This is a genomic window from Ideonella livida, assembly GCF_010499455.1.
Lineage (GTDB): Bacteria > Pseudomonadota > Gammaproteobacteria > Burkholderiales > Burkholderiaceae_C > Ideonella > Ideonella livida.
The window spans coordinates 13,678-28,166 of the sequence record NZ_JAAGOH010000048.1 but is presented as its reverse complement, the minus strand read 5'-3'; the positions used below and the strand labels follow the sequence as shown (position 1 = coordinate 28,166).

Below are 14,489 nucleotides of genomic sequence, written 5' to 3'. Positions count from 1 at the left end.
TGCGGGTGGACGACTTTGCCCGCCGCCGCCTGCCCCCCGGCTGGCAGCTGGACCGGCCGGCCTTTGACGCCGGGCTGCGCCAGGCCGCACAAGACGCCGGGGTGGCGCTCATCGCCCCCGCCCGGCTGCTGGCTGCCCAGCTGCAGCACCCCGGCCCGGCCCCCCACCCCGGCGGCGCCACCGCCGCCCGCTGGTGGCTGCAGGTGGAAGACGCCGGCGCCCCCCCCGGCGGCCGCCCCCGGGCGCTGCACGCCCGCCTGCTGGTGGAAGCCAGCGGCCGGCGCGCCAGCCTGGCGCGCCTGCTGGGCCACCGCCGCCTGCGGCTGGACCACCAGGTCGCCCTGGTGGGCCAAGGCCCCCCCGCCCGGCCGCTGCAAGACAAACCCCATCCCCTGGCCCAGCGCAGCTTCATCGAAGCCGTGCCCGACGGCTGGTGGTACGCCTGCCAGCGCCCCGACGGCCGCCGCCAGCTCGCCCTGATGACCGATCAGGACCTGGCCCGCCGCCTGCGCCACCCGGCCGCCTGGCGCACCGCCCTGGCCCAGGCCCCGCAGCTGAGCGCCTGGCTGGCCGACACGCGCCTGCCGCCGTCAGCGACAGGCTGTGACGACGACGACAACACCACCGCCGCCCCGCATCCCGTGGCCGCCCACAGCGGCTGCCTGGCCAGCGCCTGCGGGCCCGGCTGGCTGGCCGTGGGGGACGCCCTCATGGGTCTGGACCCGCTCAGCTCCTCCGGCGTGTCCGGCGCCCTGCGCGACGGGCTGGACGCCTGCCACCAGGTGCTGCTGCCCTGGCTGGCCGGCGCCGAACCCGCCGGCCCCGGCCGGGCCTGGGGCCTGCGGGCCCAACAGGCCTGGCAGCGCTTCACCACCGAGCGCCAGGCCCTGCACGCCCAGGTCCACCACTGGCCCGACGCGCCGTTCTGGGCACGCCGGCACGCCGGGGCCATGCCGGCTGTCCAGGGTGGCGCCTCGACCCCTCTCACCACACCCGCCTTGCCCTTGACACCCGCATGACCACTGCCTCCCTCTCCGCCCTGGCCTGGAAGGCCGCCGGCCTGCCCGGCTACATCCGCCTGGACCACGCCCCGCAGGAACTGGCCGAACAGCTCGGCCCGCTGGCCGATCTGGTGGGCACCTGGGAAGGGGCCTGCGGCTGGAACCTCATCAGCGTGCCGCGCGGCGCCAGCGGCTTCCAGGCCCTGCTCAACCCCATCGTCGAAACCCTGGCATTCACCGCCATCGGGGCGCTGGTGCCCAACCGTGGCGGCGCCGCCGGCCTGATGCAGGTGCCCGGCCTGCACTACACCCTCACCGTCTCCGACGCCGAGCAGGGCACCCCCCTGCACCTGGAAAACGGCATGTGGCTGCTGCTCAACCCGCCCGACGGACGCGGCCCATCCCAGGTGGCGCGGCTGTTCTCGGTGCCCCACGGCAATGTGGGCCTGGCCCTGGGCGGCTTCAGCACCCAGGACGGCCCGCCCACCCTCCCCGACAACAGCGCCATGCCCGACAGTGGCCCGGCCACCCCACCGGGCTACACCGAATCACTCAGCCTGCTGCCCGGCCCCTTCCGGGCCGACAACCCCAACGCCGTGCTGCAGGCCCAGCTCACCGGCCAGAAGGTGCTGCGCACCACCACCTTCAACCAAGACACCACCCCGCCCGGCGGCGGCCTGCTCAACATCCCCTTCATCACCCAGCACGCCGACTGCCGCCGCCTGCGCGCCAGCTTCTGGCTGGAGACGGTGGACGACGGCCAGGGCGGCACCTTCCTGCAACTGCAGTACAGCCAGCAGGTCGACCTGTTCTTCCTGCCCCGCTTTGGCGATGCCGGGCTCATCCAGTGGCCGCATGTGACGGTCAATTGCTTGCGCAGGCGGTGAAGTTCCTCGTTCCAGCGCCAGCGCTGGCACCGGCACAACTTCTCCTTGCTCTGTCGTCTTGCCATGCCTTGCGTCAGGGTGCCTGACGCACCGACCGGACGAAGGCAAAGGATGCGGCCGTCAGGCGCCATTGGCATTCATGAATCCAGTGGCGCATGAACCCGCCCGCTCGGCGGGGACGCCCATGTCGGCAAAGAAGCCGGCATGACACACTATGGCGATGATGCTGTTGCCCGCGCTGCTCCTGCCCCTGGTGTTGTGCCTGGCGGTGTACCGGCTGGTGCAATGGCCCCGCCGGCTCTGCAGCGGTGCGCTGCGGCTCACACCTCACCAGCCAGCGCTGTGGGGCTCCCTGGCGGTGGCGGCCTATGGGCTGTTGGGGGCCTGCACGGTGTGGGTGATCTGGGCGGTCGCCCAGGTGGCCGTGGCGCCGGATGCCGACCGACTGTCGGCCTGGCTGCAAGTGGCTGGCCTTGTCGCCGCCTATCCCCTGGTGTACCTGCTCACGGCCTGGGTGTTCTTCCATGCGTTGCCGCAGGGCGCTGCAGGGCGGGGGCGATGAGCTGACGCGACCAGCCTCGTGCGGCCAGACGCCTTGGACGGGCCAGCGCCGCCGCGCGCACCGGGATGGGGCCACCGACGCCCCTGCACTGTGAACGTTTGTAAACCGCTGGCCGGATGGGCCACGTGCGCAGCGCATGCAGGCCACCCCGAGCGCAGGCACCGTGGGCAGCAACGGTGTGGAGGTGGCGTTTCTTGCCGACCGCAGCCAACTCACCCTGGGCAGCACTTCGGCCGGCAGCAATGCGCTGGTCCTTGAGGCCGACATGTCGGCCATCCCTTTGGACAAAACGGAATTCGCCACCGTCACCCTGACCTCCCCGACGGACGCCAGCGTGCCTGCCGTGACCTTCCGTGTCTCCGCCACGCGGGCCGGCGGTGCCAATCCGCTGGAGCGCTGACCACCGCCTCACCTGAAATCCCGGCTCCCCGTGGCCAGGCGGCCCAGCAGGGGCGTCAGGTCCTGGACATGACCGGCGATGAGGTTGCGCACCTCGCCTTCGCGCTGCCAGGTGCCTTTGACGGCCAGGAGGCGGGCGTGCAGCAGGGTTGGGCGCTGGCGGGCCTTGAGGCTGGGCCAGACGATGACTTGCACCGGGCCGGTTTCGTCTTCCAGTGAGATGAACATGACGCCGTGGGCGGTTTCGGGCTGCTGGCGCACGGTGACGATGCCGCAGGCGCGGGCCGGGCGGCCGGGGTCCAGCCGGTCGAGCTGGGCGGCGGTCATCCAGCCCTGGCGCTGCAGCGTGGGCCGCAGCAGGGCCAGGGGGTGGCGGCGCAGGGTGAGGCCGGTGGTGGCGTAGTCCCACACCACGTCCTCGCCTTCGGGGGCGGGGGGCAGGTCCAGCGGGGTTTCGTCCACCGGGGCGTGCTGCAGCAGCTGGGGCGCGCGGCGCAGGCCGCTGGCGTCCCAGACCTGCTGGCGGCGGTGGCCGCTGAGGCTGGCCAGCGCGTCGGCGCCGGCCAGCAGGGTGATCTCGCGCTGGTCCAGGCCGGCGCGCAGGGCCAGGTCTTCGGTGCTGTCAAACGGGGCGCGGGCGCGCTCGGCCGCGATGCGCTGGCCGCTCTGGGCGCGCAGGCCGGCCACCTGGCGCAGGCCCAGGCGCACGGCGGGCGGATGGGGCAGGTCTTCCAGGGTGCAGTCCCAGTGGCTGTGCATCACGTCCACGGGGCGCACATCCACCCCGTGGCGCTGGGCGTCCTGCACCAGCTGGCTGGGGGCATAAAAGCCCAGGGGCTGGCTGTTGAGCATGGCGGCCAGGAACTCGGCCGGGTGGTGGCACTTGATCCAGCAGCTGGCGTAGACCAGCAGCGCAAAGCTGGCGGCGTGGCTCTCCGGGAAGCCGTACTCCGAGAAGCCCTTGATCTGCTCGAAGATGGCCTCGGCGAAGGCGCGTTCGTAGCCGCGACGGGTCATGCCGTCCACGATCTTGGCGTGGTATTGCTGCAGGCCGCCCTTGCGCTTCCAGGCGGCCATGGCGCGGCGCAGCTGGTCGGCCTCACCGGGGGTGAAGCCGGCGGCCAGGATGGCCACCTGCATCACCTGCTCCTGGAACACGGGCACGCCCAGGGTGCGGCCCAGGGCCTCACGCAGGGCCTGGCTGGGGTAGGACACGGGCTCCTTGCCCTGGCGGCGGTTCAGGTAGGGGTGGACCATGCCGCCCTGGATGGGGCCGGGCCGCACGATGGCCACCTCGATGACCAGGTCGTAGAAGCAGCGCGGGCGCAGGCGCGGCAGCATGCTCATCTGGGCGCGGCTCTCGATCTGGAACACGCCCACGGTGTCGGCCTGGCAGACCATGTCGTAGGTGGTGCTGTCCTCGGGCGGGATGTCCTGCAGGCCGAAGGCCTGGCCCTTGCGCAGCGCGATCAGGTCCAGGCTCTTGCGCAGCGCGGTGAGCATGCCCAGGGCGAGCACGTCCACCTTGAGCAGGCCCAGGGCGTCGATGTCGTCCTTGTCCCACTGGATGACGGTGCGCTCGGGCATGGCGGCGTTCTCGATGGGCACCAGCCGCGCCAGCGGGCCCTGGGTGAGCACAAAGCCGCCGGGGTGCTGCGAGAGGTGGCGCGGAAAGCCGATGAGCTGCCCGGTCAGCTCGATGAGCTGGCGCAGGGCCAGGTCGTTGACGTCCAGGCCCAGCTCTTCAAAACGCTCGGTCTTGAGGCCGGCGCCGTCCCACCAGGAGTGGTTCTTGGCCAGGGCGTCCACCACCTCGGGCGCAATGCCCAGGGCCTTGCCCACGTCGCGGATGGCGGACTTGGGCCGGTAGGTGATGGCCACGGCGGTGAGCGCGGCGCGCTCGCGGCCGTACTTGGCGTAGAGGTACTGGATGACCTCCTCGCGGCGCTCGTGCTCGAAATCGACGTCGATGTCGGGCGGCTCGTTGCGCTCCTTGCTGATGAAGCGCTCGAACAGCACGCTCATGCGCGCCGGGTCCACCTCGGTGATGCCCAGGCAGTAGCAGACCACCGAGTTGGCGGCCGAGCCCCGGCCCTGGCACAGGATGTGGCGGGCGCGGGCAAAGGCCACCACGTCGTGCACGGTGAGGAAGTAGTGCTCGTAGCGCAGCTCGGCGATGAGCTGCAGCTCGTGCTCGATCTGCGCCTCCACGCTGGCGGGCACGCCCTGGGGCCAGCGCTGGCCGGCGCCCTCCCAGGTGAGGCGGCGCAGGTGCTGGGTGGGGGTCTGGCCGGCGGGCACCACCTCGGCCGGGTACTGGTAGCGCAGCTCGTCCAGGCTGAAGCGGCAGCGCGCGGCCACCTGCAGGGTTTCGGCCAGCAGCTCGGGGGCAAAGGTCTGGGCCAGGCGCAGGCGGGTGCGCAGGTGGCGCTCGGCATTGGGCTGCAGGGCGTGGCCGCAGGCGGCCAGCGGCAGGCCCACGCGGGTGGCGGTGAGCACGTCCTGCAGCGGCTTGCGCGAGCGCACATGCATGTGCACATCGCCCACGGCCACCAGCGGGATGGCCGAGAGCGCGCTGGCCTGGCGCAGGCGGTGCAGCCACATCTCGTCGTCCAGCTGGCGCAGCAGCGAAACCCCCAGCCAGCAGTGGCCGGAGAAGTGGGTGAGCAGCCAGCGCGCCAGGCCCAGCAGGCGCGGCGGCGACGCCCCGCGCTGCGGCGCGGCGATCAGCACGCAGCCGGCCAGCGCGCCGGTGGCGGCGGCCTGGGTGAGGTCGTCCAGCGTGAGGGTGTAGCGGCCCTTCTCGGGCGAGGCGCGGCGCAGCCGGGTGATGAACTCGCACAGGTTGCCGTAGCCCGCCAGGTGGCAGGCGATGACCCCCAGCGTGAAGGCGCAGGGCGGGCCGGTGGGGGGCTCGGGGGTGGGCGTGGGGACGGGGGCCTCAGGCGCAGGCGCCGGCGCCGCCCCGCCCACCGCCGCATCCATCGCGTCCTCCGCTTCCAGCCAGCCGGCGGCCCAGGCCTCGGGCGTGGCTTCGTCCGCCTGCGCCGGGGCCTCGGCCAGCACCTCGAAGCGGCTGCCCACCAGCAGCGGCAGCCCCACCTTCTGCGCCGCCACATGGGCGCGCACGATGCCGGCCATGGAGCATTCGTCGGTCAGCGCCAGGCCGGCGTAGCCCAGTTGGTGGGCGCGGGCCACCAGTTCCTCGGGCTGGCTGGCGCCGGTGAGGAAGCTGAAGTTGGACAGGCAGCCCAGCTCCACATAGGCCGGCAGCTCAGGCGGGGCGGCGGGGGCGGTGGCACGCGGCGGCGGCATGGCGGGTGGGCAGCCAGGACCGGCTCAGGCAAACACGCCGTGCAGGTACCAGGCGGTCTCGTCGCTGGCCAGGCGCTCCTGGTAGATCCACAGCAGGCCGGCGTGCTCGCTCACGGCCAGCCAGTAGTCGCGCTGCAGGTGGGCGGTGGCGGGGGCAGGATCGGTGGTCAGGGGGTGCGCATGCGCCCCCGGGTGGACGATGGGCGCAGCCACCGCGCTGGGGGCCAGGCGGTGCCACCAGCCGCCCTCCACCCGGTGCGGGCCGGAGAGCAGTTGCAGCAGGCCCTGGTAGAGCGGCCGGTGCCCGCGCGTGGCCAGGCGCACGGGCTGGGGCAGCACCCAGGTGGGCTGGGGCAGGCTGGCGGCGGCCTGAGCCGCTGCGCCAACCGCCGCCGCGCTGCGGCGCGCGGAGGTGGCGCGGGTGGCCGGCGCGGGCTGCCACATCTGCATCCATTCCAGCCGGTGGTCGGCGGTGAGCACGGGGCGCAGCACACGCTCCGGCCCCAGGCGGGCCGCCAGGCGCTCCAGCACCAGGGGCAGGACTTCGCGGCGGGCATCGTCATCGGGCAGCAGGCTGGCGGTGGCCTCTTCCAGCGGGTGCACCTCGTCGGCCTGCAGGCGCAGCTCGCCCACCGGCGCGGGCAGTTGCAGGCGGGCCAGGTGCTCGGCCAGCAGGCGGCACAGGTGCTCCAGCGCGCGGGTGGGCTCGGCGGTGCGGATGGCCAGCTGGCCGCCGGGGCCCACGTCGCGGGCGCGCATGGAGTCGTGCACCCAATGCAGGCTGAAGGCGGTGACGCCGGCATGGCGCGCGGCCAGCCAGCCGCACAGCTGCAGCAGCAGGCGCCGGGCGCCAAACAGCAGGGCCGGCGCCATCTCCACCCGCGACATCAGCTCCAGCCGGCCGTGGAAGGTCTCGGGCAGGGCCAGCCATTCGTGGGCTTCGGGGCGCAGGCCATAGGCCTGGTCCAGCGCGGTGAGCAGCGCGGCGTCAAAGCGCCGGCCCAGGCCGCCGCGCGGCAGGCGGCGCACATCGCCCAGCAAGCGGCAGCCCAGGCGGGCCAAGGTCTCGTGGTGGGGCTGCACGGCGCTGAGCACGGCCATGGGCAGGCCGTCCAGCAGGGCTTCCAGCGGGCGCTTGAAGCCGTTCTCCACCCCGGCGCGGGCCAGGGCCTGGGCGGCCAGGCTGTTGGGGGCCCAGGCCACGGCGGCCACGCCCAGCTCGGCGCCCTCCTGCACCACGCGGTCGCGCAGCGCCCGGCGGCCACCAAACAGGCGCACGCTGGCCTCCACCTCCATCAGCACCGCCTCCTCGCGCAGCGCCACGCGGGGGCTGAACTGCAGCGCCCAGGTGGCCACGCCCAGGCGCGGGTCCAGCGTGGGCGGCGGGGCGGCCGCCGGCTGGCCCGGCAGGGGCTGGGGCGCCAGTGGCCCGCCCGCCGCCTCAGGCGCTGCGGGTGGCAGCAGCAGTGCGGCCCAAAGCATGGGCGGGCTCCTCGGCAAACAGCGGGCTTGGGGCGGCCAGGGCGGGATCTGCAACGGACACCGCCGCCGCCCCCGTGGCGGCCGGCACCCCGGTGCGCGGCCCCGGCATCGGTTGGGCCGCTTGGTGGCGCGCGGCCAGCAGCAGGCTGGGCCGGCGCAGGCGGGGGGTGATTACGGCCTGCAGGCCACCGGGCACCGAGGGCAAGGCCACCCAGTCCTCATGCACCGGGCCGCGACGCTTGAACACCTGCACCTGCAGCGCCCAGTCCAGCCCCATGCGGGCCATCACCCGCAGCGGCGCAGCCGAGGCCTCATGCTGCGCGGCCTGCGGGCGCAGCAGAAACACCAACCCGCTGCCCGCCTGGGCACTGACCTGCAGGCGGCGGATCTGCTCCGGCCGGGCCTGGGGCAGCCAGGCGAGCACGGCGTGGGCGCCCCGGGGTGGGCGGGTGTGGGTGTGGGTGTTGGCGTTGCCGTCGGGGGAGGCCGTGCCCGCAGCCCCGGCCGGCGGCGTGGCCGCCCCGGCGCGCAGCAGCTGCTCGGTGCACCACAGGCGCTCGGCCGGGGTGTCCGCCTGCACCCAGACGAGTTGGCGCTCATCCAGCCCGGCGTGGCGCAGGCCCGGCAGGTGCGGGGTGCGCGGCGCGCCCACCAGCAGGACCTGGCCGCCACCGGCCACCACCTGGCGCAGCACCGGGCCCAGCAGCCGCCACTCCAGCACGGCGGGCTGGGCACAGAGCACCTCGGTCAGGCTCTGGGCGGGCCAGCCGCCGCCAGGCAGCTCGGCATCCAGCGCAGCCCAGCCGCTGGGCAGCACCGGGCTGGCGCCGGGGCGGCCCAGGTCGGTGCCGCACCAGACGGCCTGCGCCACCTCGGGCGGCAGGTTGTCCGGCAGGGAACGGCGGCTGCGGCTGCGCAGCGGGGCGGAACGGGGCAGGGCCAGGCGCGGCAGCGCATCGCCCGCGCCGGCGGCCCATGGCAGAACGGCAGACATGGTGGACAGTCAAATACTGTATGGGCATACAGTATTGCACCACCCGGCCCGGCTTGCCAAGCCGGCATACTGCAGTGCACCCACCCGGCGCCATGCGCTCGACCGACCTTTCCACCCCCCCACCATGCCCCTGCAGCCCTACCTGAACACCACGCCCCGCCTGGACGAAGGCGTCTACCTCCACCCCACGGCCCAGGTCATCGGCGATGTGCAGCTGGGCCGCGACGTCTCGGTGTGGTGCAACGCGGTGCTGCGCGGGGATGTCAACCGCATCACCATCGGCCAGGGCAGCAACATCCAGGACTTCTCGATGGGCCATGTCTCGCACAAGACGCCGGCCAAGCCCGAGGGCTCACCGCTGACCATCGGCCAGCATGTGACCATCGGTCACGGCGTGATCCTGCACGGCTGCACCATCGGCGACGAGTGCCTGATCGGCATGGGCGCCATCGTGATGGACGACGCGGTGATCCAGCCGCAGGTGATGGTGGGCGCCGGCAGCCTGGTGCCCCCTGGCAAGGTGCTGGAAAGCGGCCACCTCTACATCGGCCGGCCCGTGGCCAAGGCCCGCGCCCTGAGCGCGGAGGAGATCGCCTACCTGCGCTACTCGGCCGAGCACTATGTGCGGGTGAAGGCCAACTACCAGGCAGGCGAGGCGGCGGCCACCCGCACCGACGCGGCCTGACCGGCCGCCCCACCGCTCACGGCCACGGATCACGGCCACCGCTCACAGCCACACCGCCAGCCCGCACAGGCACGCAGCCCCCACGGCCAGCAGCGCGGTGGTGCCCATCAGCGTGGCGGGGGCCGCCGCCGGTGCCCAGGTGGCGGGCGGCTGCTCCGGCTGCTCCGGCTGCTCCGCTTGATGCCACGCCCGCCACCGCCGCAGTGCCCGGGCGCGCCACACGGCAGCCCCCGTCCACCCGGCCGCCCCCACGGCCAGCCCGGCCCCGGCGGCCAGCGTGGGGCCATGGCCGCCGGCGGCGCCCACCTTCAGCAGCACGGCGGCGGCCACCGCCATCGACCAGGCGGTGCGTTGCCAGGCCAGCGCGGTGCGCTCGGGCTGCAGGCCCGGATCGCTCATGGCAGGTGCAGCACCGCCCAGGCCATCCCCAGCGCCGCCGCGCCCAGCAGCCACGACAGGCCCAGCAGAAAGCGCGAGGCCGGCAGCGGCTGCTGGTGGCGCATGGCCATCTCATTGGCCTTCCAGCGCCGGTAGGCGAACACGCAGAGCACCGCCGCCAGGCCGCAGGCCGCCAGCGCAGCCCCGGTCAGCAGGCCCGGGCCCGTGGGGTGCCCACCCGCCACCTGCCGCAGCACCACCGCCCCGGCCATCAGGGCCAGTGCGGTGCGGATCCAGGCCAGGAAGGTGCGCTCATTGGCCAGCGAGAAGCGGTAGTCGGGCTCCTGGCCGGCGCGCTGCCACAGGGGGCGGCTCGCGGGGCGGCTCATGGTTCGATGGGACATCCGACCCTCACTCTTGCTGCATCAGCGCCGCGAACTCACCCGATGGCTTCGCCGCCACGGGGCCGAGGGTCAGGGTCAAACGGTGCAAGGTGCCCGTGAAGAGGGCCGGCACCGGGCAGGCCGGCACGATGGGCACGTTGAGGTAGCCGCAGGTCAGGCCGGCGGTGATGCCATAGGTCGTCCAGAGCCGGTCCACACGCATGACAGCGAATTCCCGCCCGTCCAGTGCCAGGCCAAAGACACCGCTGCGCTCGCCCGTGGCGTCAAAGCGCAGGCTCAAGGTGCAGCGGCCACGGGGCAGGGGGGCCCGCAGGCTGTGGGTGGAGTTCTCGCTGTAGAGGTAGTCAAAGCAGACCTCGCCGTCGTGGGCGTACAGCGCCATGCCGCCAAACCGGTTGCCAAAAGCCAGGAGGACGCCCTGGGCTTGACCGGCGTCACTTGCCCAGTCGATGTCCGCTTCCACCCCATAGCTGCGACCATTGATGGCGGGCACCATCAGACGATCCGCCCGCGCCATGCCCGGCAAGTACTCATAGCGCGAAGGGGCACTGGCCCGGAACCAGTCGAGCGCACGCTCGCCCTCGCGGTCGTCCAGCGGCAGCACGCCGTAGCGTTCGGCCTCTTGCCACCAGCGATCCACCATGCGGCGCACCCGCTCAGGCTGCTCGGCCGCCAGATCTTTGACCTCGGAGAAGTCATCGGCCATGTGGAACAGCTCCCAGGTGTCGGTCTCGAAATCTTCGCCTTTGCGATGCCGGGCCACGATCTTCCAGCCGTCTTGGAAGAGCGCACGGTCGCCCACCATTTCGAAGTACTGCACCTGACGCCGGGAGGGGGCATCCGGCGCGTCAAAGGTGTAGGCCATGCTGATGCCGTGCAGGGGCAACTGCGGCACGCCACGGTACTGCGTGGGCGCTTGCACGCCGGTGAGCTCCAGCAGGGTGGGCAGCACATCGATCACGTGGTGGTACTGGGTCCGGATGGCGCCGCGCTGCGCAATGCCCTGGGGCCAATGCACGATGAGCGGGGCCCGGATCCCTCCGCCGTGGGTGTGTTTCTTGTACCACTTGAGCGGCGTGTTCGAGACCTGTGCCCAGCCTTGCGGATAGTGCGGAAACGAGTGCTCCGAACCGATCAGGTCCAGGTGCTGCACCACGTACTGCGAGGTTTCCTTTTCTGTCTGCAGGTGCTTGCGAATGTTTACCGCGCCGGTCTCGCCCCCCTCGCCACTGGCACCGTTGTCCGACAGCAGCACGATGACGGTGTTGTCCAGTTGGTCGATGGCGGCCAGGTAGTCCACAAAGCGGCCGATCTGGGTGTCGGTGTGGTCCATGAACCCGGCAAAGGCCTCCTGCAGCCGGGCCGCACCCAGACGAGCCGCCGGAGAGAGCGTCTCCCAGGCGGGCACCCCCGGGTTGCGCGGCGACAGTTGGGCATCGGCCGGCACGATGCCCAGCGCCTTCTGCTTGGCAAAGCGGCGCTCGCGCGCCACGTCCCAGCCCTCGTCATAGCGCCCGCGGTATTTCTCGATGAACGGGGCGGGCACATGCAGCGGCCAGTGCGCGGCACCAAACGCCAGGTAGGTCATGAACGGCCTGCCGCGTGCGGCGCACACGTGGTCACGCACCTGTGCGATGGCCTGGTCCACCAAATCCTCGCTGAGGTGGTAACCGGGGCGGGGCTGGTGGCGGATCGGGTGGTTGTCCTCGTGCAGGTCGGGGTGCCAGTGGTCGACATAGCCCCCCAGAAAACCGTACCAACGACTGAAGCCCCGGCCCAACGGCCAGTCCGGATGAGGGCCGGCCGCCGCATAGTTGGCCATGTTGGACAGGTGCCACTTGCCCACGGCATACGTGCCATAGGCGTGTTCGGCAAAGATCTCGGCGGCGGTGGCGGTCTGCCGGCTCATGCGGCCTTCATAGCCGGGAAAGCCGTTGGCCCATTCCGCGATGGCGCCCACGCCGGCGGCATGGGCGTTGCGCCCGGTGAGCAGGCAAGCCCGGGTGGGCGAACACATGGCGGTGACGTGGAAGTTGCTGTAGCGCACGCCCCCTGCGGCCAGGGCATCCATGCGCGGGGTGTCGAACTCCGCGCCATAGCAGCCGAGGTCCGAGAAGCCCACGTCGTCCAGCACGATGAACACCACGTTGGGCGCGTTGGCCGGCGCCGTGGGAGGCTGCGGCCACCAGGGCGTGGACTCGCGGTAGGTTCGGCCGATGCGGCCGGCAAAGTCAGTGCTCATCGCTCAATCCGCCTTCAGGCCCAGCTTGCGGATGAGGCCGCCCCAGCGCTGCGCCTCACTGGCCAGGTAGGCGCCAAATGACTTGGCGTCCATCTCCAGCGGCTCGGCCCCCTGCTCCTTCAGCCGCTCCTGCACCTGGGGCTCCCGCAGGGCAGAGGCAAAGGCCTTCTGCAGCCGCTCGACCACCGGCGCCGGCGTGCCCTTGGGGGCCAACACGCCGTACCAGGCCGCGCCAGCCATGCCGGGCAGCACGCTTTCGGCCACGGTGGGCACCTCTGGCAGCAGGGGGGAGCGCCGCTGGGTGGTCACGGCCAGCGCGCGCAGCTTGCCCGCCTTGACATGCGGCATGAGCGCGGCAATGGCGTCGCTGTCGCAGTCAATCTCACCGCCCAGCAAGCCGGTGATGGCCGGCGCGGACCCCTTGTACGGAATGGCGGTGATGTCCAGCTTCAGATCGGCCTTGATCAACTCGAAGGCCAGGTTGGTCACGGTGGCGCCGCCGCCGCCACCGGCACAGCTGAGCTTGCCGGGGTTGGCGCGGGCGGCCGCCACCAGCTCTTGCAACGTCTTGTAGGGCGAGTCCGCCCGCACGGCGATCACGACGGGGGCGGCGGCCAGCCCGATGACCGGGGTGAAGTCTTTGACCGGGTCATACGGGAGCCGGGGATAGAGCGCACCAGTGCCGGCGTGACCGGCCGTGACAAACAACAGCGTGTGGCCATCGGCCGGCGCCTTGGCCACCGCCGCAGCACCGATCGTGCCGCCAGCGCCAGGCTTGGCCTCCACCACCAGCGCCTGCCCCAGATTGAGTTGCTGGCCCAGCAGGCGCGCCATCACATCGGCGGGCCCGCCGGCTGCAAAAGGCACCACCAAAGTCACCGGCTTGGACGGGAAGGTCTGCGCCTGGGCGACTGCGCCGCTCCAAGGCGCCATCGCGCCCAGCACAGCCAAGGGCCAGGCCCAGGAAAAGGAACGCAGCAGGGGATGTGGATAGCGCATGGGGCAGCCTGTCTCTGGAGGAAGGTGAAGGTGGCGTTCCGAAGGGAACCGCTTGTCTCAGGCCCTGACTCTAGAGACGCAAGGCGATGCGGAGAAGTCAAAATAACTCACCACCCGATGCAATAAGCGCAACACCAAAGCATGGCCACTTCGCTGACCTCCCCTCCTCTGTCGCCCGTGGCCAGCCGCTTGGCGCGCCGGGTGCATCTGCTGAGCGACTTTCTGGCGGTGGCCCGGGCGGGGGGCATCCGCCAGGCGGCGGAACATGTCCATGTCACCCAATCCGCCCTGACCCGCCGCATCCAGGAGTTGGAACAGGCGCTGGAAGTGGCCCTGTTCGAGCGAAGCGCCAAAGGCATGAGCCTGACCCCCTTCGGGAAAGCCTTGAAGGTCCACGCGGAGATGGTGGAGATGAACTGCACCTACGCCGCCGCCGAGATCAACCAGTTGGTGGAGGGCGCCACGGGGGAGCTGCGCATCGCCGCCGGCCCGGCCTGGGCCTACCAACTCGCCCCGGAGGCGGTGGCACTGGTCCAGCGTGAGTTCCCGGATGTGCGGGTGAGCCTGCTGGGCCGCATGAATGAGGCCACGCTGCCGATGCTGGACGAGGGCCGGCTGGAAGCGGTGCTGGGTGGCCTGCCTGATCCGGCGGAGCGCTCACCCGAGCTTTGCTACGAGCCTTTGCTGACGGTCGAGCACCAAGTCTTTGCCAGCCAGACACACCCTTTGCAGGCGGCCCCGCAGGTCAGCCCCGCCGACCTGCTGCACTATCCGTGGATCTGGTTCACGGAAGCGGTGAGCGGGCGGCGCTATCTGGAGGGGCTGTTCACGGCGACCGGACTGCAGGCCCCGCCGGCCTCCATTGACACCACCTCGGTCCACTTTGGCTTCAGGGTGATGGCCGATGGCCGACACCTGATGCTGCTGCCTTCCACCTTGCAGGCCGTGGCCCAGCGCGAAGGCCTGCAGCCGCTGCGCATGGCCGGCAGCGCCGAAGCCCCGGGCAGGCGCTATGTGGCCGGCCTGATGTATCGCCCGACCGTGCTGCGGCTGCACGCGTTCGCCGCTTTCCGAAAGGCGTTGATGCAGGGCGTTGCCCTGCAGGCAAGTCGCTGAGACTGGCCGTGCCTGCGCCGCCCCA

13 protein-coding genes are annotated in these 14,489 nt (G+C 72.1%); 6 read left to right on the top strand and 7 right to left on the bottom strand.

Going from position 1 to position 14,489, the window contains the following annotated elements; all coding sequences use genetic code 11:
- The 4 genes from G3A44_RS21710 to G3A44_RS21695 form a co-directional block, all read left to right on the top strand.
- Window positions 1–1,019: hypothetical protein (locus tag G3A44_RS21710; protein WP_163459842.1), on the top strand; the 1,019-nt coding region annotated here is incomplete at its 5' end.
- Entirely contained in the window at window positions 1,016–1,888 is an 873-nt protein-coding gene (locus G3A44_RS21705) for a heme-binding protein (protein ID WP_163459841.1), read from the top strand. The genes G3A44_RS21710 and G3A44_RS21705, both read left to right, overlap by 4 nt.
- 220 nt (window positions 1,889–2,108) lie before the next feature.
- Window positions 2,109–2,450 (top strand): hypothetical protein, encoded by a 342-nt coding sequence (locus G3A44_RS21700; protein WP_163459840.1) that lies wholly within the window; start codon window positions 2,109–2,111, stop codon window positions 2,448–2,450.
- Between the two features lie 136 nt (window positions 2,451–2,586).
- Entirely contained in the window at window positions 2,587–2,850 is a 264-nt protein-coding gene (locus tag G3A44_RS21695) for a hypothetical protein (RefSeq protein WP_163459839.1), read from the top strand.
- 8 nt (window positions 2,851–2,858) lie between these two features.
- Here the strand turns inward: G3A44_RS21695 and G3A44_RS21690 are convergent, their stop codons facing one another.
- From G3A44_RS21690 to G3A44_RS21680, 3 genes are read right to left on the bottom strand one after another with little or no spacing between them, the layout of a single operon-like run.
- Window positions 2,859–6,164 carry an error-prone DNA polymerase gene (locus G3A44_RS21690; protein ID WP_203561525.1) on the bottom strand — a complete coding sequence of 1,102 codons (3,306 nt, stop codon included), beginning with the start codon at window positions 6,162–6,164 and terminating at the stop codon, window positions 2,859–2,861.
- 24 nt (window positions 6,165–6,188) lie between these two features.
- On the bottom strand, window positions 6,189–7,646 hold the full coding sequence (locus G3A44_RS21685; protein WP_239062036.1) for a Y-family DNA polymerase: 1,458 nt from the start codon (window positions 7,644–7,646) through the stop codon (window positions 6,189–6,191).
- Window positions 7,606–8,640, bottom strand: coding sequence for an ImuA family protein (locus tag G3A44_RS21680; protein ID WP_163459838.1), 1,035 nt, complete (start codon window positions 8,638–8,640; stop codon window positions 7,606–7,608). Before G3A44_RS21680 ends, G3A44_RS21685 begins: the two co-directional genes overlap by 41 nt.
- A 124-nt stretch (window positions 8,641–8,764) precedes the next feature.
- Here G3A44_RS21680 and G3A44_RS21675 point away from each other — a divergent pair, with 124 nt between their 5' ends.
- Window positions 8,765–9,325 (top strand): gamma carbonic anhydrase family protein, encoded by a 561-nt coding sequence (locus tag G3A44_RS21675; protein WP_163459837.1) that lies wholly within the window; start codon window positions 8,765–8,767, stop codon window positions 9,323–9,325.
- 42 nt (window positions 9,326–9,367) lie between these two features.
- Here the strand turns inward: G3A44_RS21675 and G3A44_RS21670 are convergent, their stop codons facing one another.
- The 4 genes from G3A44_RS21670 to G3A44_RS21655 are packed head-to-tail and all read right to left on the bottom strand — an operon-like array spanning window position 9,368 to window position 13,348.
- The gene (locus G3A44_RS21670; RefSeq protein ID WP_163459832.1) at window positions 9,368–9,724 is read right to left on the bottom strand and encodes a DUF202 domain-containing protein; all 357 of its coding nucleotides are present in this window, start codon (window positions 9,722–9,724) and stop codon (window positions 9,368–9,370) included.
- Window positions 9,721–10,092, bottom strand: a complete 372-nt coding sequence (locus tag G3A44_RS21665; protein ID WP_203561524.1) for a YidH family protein — start codon at window positions 10,090–10,092, stop codon at window positions 9,721–9,723. Before G3A44_RS21665 ends, G3A44_RS21670 begins: the two co-directional genes overlap by 4 nt.
- Before the next feature lie 22 nt (window positions 10,093–10,114).
- On the bottom strand, window positions 10,115–12,349 hold the full coding sequence (locus G3A44_RS21660) for an arylsulfatase (RefSeq protein ID WP_163459835.1): 2,235 nt from the start codon (window positions 12,347–12,349) through the stop codon (window positions 10,115–10,117).
- Between the two features lie 3 nt (window positions 12,350–12,352).
- Complete coding sequence (locus G3A44_RS21655; RefSeq protein ID WP_163459834.1) at window positions 12,353–13,348, bottom strand: Bug family tripartite tricarboxylate transporter substrate binding protein; 996 nt, start codon at window positions 13,346–13,348, stop codon at window positions 12,353–12,355.
- Window positions 13,349–13,489: 141 nt separating this feature from the next.
- On the opposite strand from G3A44_RS21655, the gene G3A44_RS21650 reads away from it, so the two are divergent.
- A complete protein-coding gene (locus G3A44_RS21650; protein WP_163459833.1) occupies window positions 13,490–14,464 on the top strand; it encodes a LysR family transcriptional regulator in 975 nt (324 codons plus the stop codon).
- Window positions 14,465–14,489 lie beyond the last annotated feature (25 nt).